The sequence below is a fragment of the Streptomyces sp. NPDC001270 genome (assembly GCF_042896695.1).
Taxonomy (GTDB): Bacteria; Actinomycetota; Actinomycetes; order Streptomycetales; family Streptomycetaceae; genus Streptomyces.
In genome coordinates this window covers 1-1,761 of the sequence record NZ_JBIAXM010000101.1, presented here as the reverse complement: position 1 = coordinate 1,761, position 1,761 = coordinate 1, and the positions used below count along the sequence as shown (strand labels likewise).

The 1,761-nt window shown below is 65.0% G+C and carries 1 protein-coding gene; it reads left to right on the top strand.

Annotation, left to right across the window (positions count from 1 at the left end; all coding sequences use genetic code 11):
* The first annotated feature begins 55 nt into the window (after positions 1-55).
* On the top strand, positions 56-1,747 hold the full coding sequence (locus tag ACFY2B_RS46140; RefSeq protein WP_390769045.1) for an ISAzo13 family transposase: 1,692 nt from the start codon (positions 56-58) through the stop codon (positions 1,745-1,747).
* Positions 1,748-1,761 lie beyond the last annotated feature (14 nt).

The window sequence follows — 1,761 nt, the reverse complement described above, 5'->3', positions numbered from 1 at the left end:
AGGGCGTGCAGATCTTTAACTCGTGGCTTTCCGCTCGCTGATTCGTTGGTCTGGCATGAGCAGTTTGGAAGCACAACGGGCCGTGCTGGCAGTCAAGTTCAGGGCAATTCTGCCGCACCTCGACGAGCGACAGCGTCGCCTGTTGATAGGAGCGGAAGCCCAGTCCCTCGGCCACGGTGGGATCAGAGCGGTCGCCCGTGCCGCCGGCGTCCGTGAAGCCACTGTGTCTGTCGGAATGAGGGAACTCGACTCCGAAGAAGCCCCGTTGGGACGTGTCCGCCGACCCGGAGGTGGCCGCAAACGCGTCGTCGACCTGAACCCAGCCGTTCGTCAGGCACTCCTCATGCTGGTAGAGCCCGACGTCCGCGGAGATCCCATGTCGCCGCTGCGTTGGACGACCAAATCCACCCGCAAACTCGCCGAGCAGCTGACCCGCCAGGGCCACAAGATCTCCGCGGACACGGTGGGCGACCTCCTGCGCGAGGAGGGCTTCAGCCTGCAGAGCAACGCCAAGACCCTCGAAGGCAAACAGCACCCCGACCGGGACGCCCAGTTCCACTACCTCAACGAACAGGCCCGCGACCACCAGGACAGCGGGGCTCCGGTGATCAGTGTGGACACAAAGAAGAAGGAACTGGTCGGCCCCTTCAAGAACAACGGCCGCGAATGGGAGCCGAGAGGCGAGCCGGTTCGGGTCGACACCCACGACTTCCCCGACCGCGAGCTGGGCAGAGCAGTGCCCTACGGCATCTACGACGTCGCCGCGAACACCGGCTGGGTCAACGTGGGCACCGACCACGACACCGCTGCGTTCGCCGTCGAATCCATCCGCCGCTGGTGGAACGGAGCCGGACGGGCCGCCTATCCCACAGCCGGCCGGCTGCTGATCACCGCCGACGCGGGCGGCTCCAACGGGTATCGCACCCGCACCTGGAAGACCGAACTCGCCCGGTTCGCAGCCGAGTCCGGACTGGCGATCACCGTCTGCCACCTGCCTCCCGGAACGTCGAAGTGGAACCGGATCGAGCACAGGCTGTTCTCACACATCACCATGAATTGGCGCGGAAGGCCCCTGACCAGCCACGAAGTCATCGTCGAGAGCATCGCCGCGACCACCACCAAGACCGGCCTGACCGTGCACGCCGAACTCGACACCAACTGCTACCCCACCGGTATCCAGGTCAGCGACGACGAGATCGCCGCCCTGCCGATCACCCGGCACCGCTTCCACGGCGACTGGAACTACACCCTCCACCCCCAGCAACCGCTGGACACGACGCCCACCAGCAGCACGTCAGACCAGACACCGGCGAGCGAGCCGCATCGTCTTACGACGTATTCACTGCAGGACCCAGAGCTGACCGGCATGACCCGCCAACAGCTCACGGAGCTCATCGACGCGCTGACTCCTGCACTGGAGGTTCAACGCGAGCAAGTGCTCCGCACACGCCGCGGTCACGAGCGCCTGGTCGCCCCCGGCACAGGTGTGAAAGCCAAGCTCACCCCAGCCGAGCGGATCCTGGCCACCGTGCTCCACCTGCGCAAACTCGCCACCATGGACCTCATCGGTCAACTCTTCGGCGTCACCGCGATGACCATCAGCCGTGCGAAACAGGAGGTCCACCCACTCCTGGAAGCACACGGCCATCACATCAACACCTCAACCGCCCGCCTCCGTACATCTGCCGACGTCGCAAGGTTCCTCGCTTCCGACCCCACCCAAACCAAGATCAAAAAGACGAGTTAAAGATCTGCACGCCC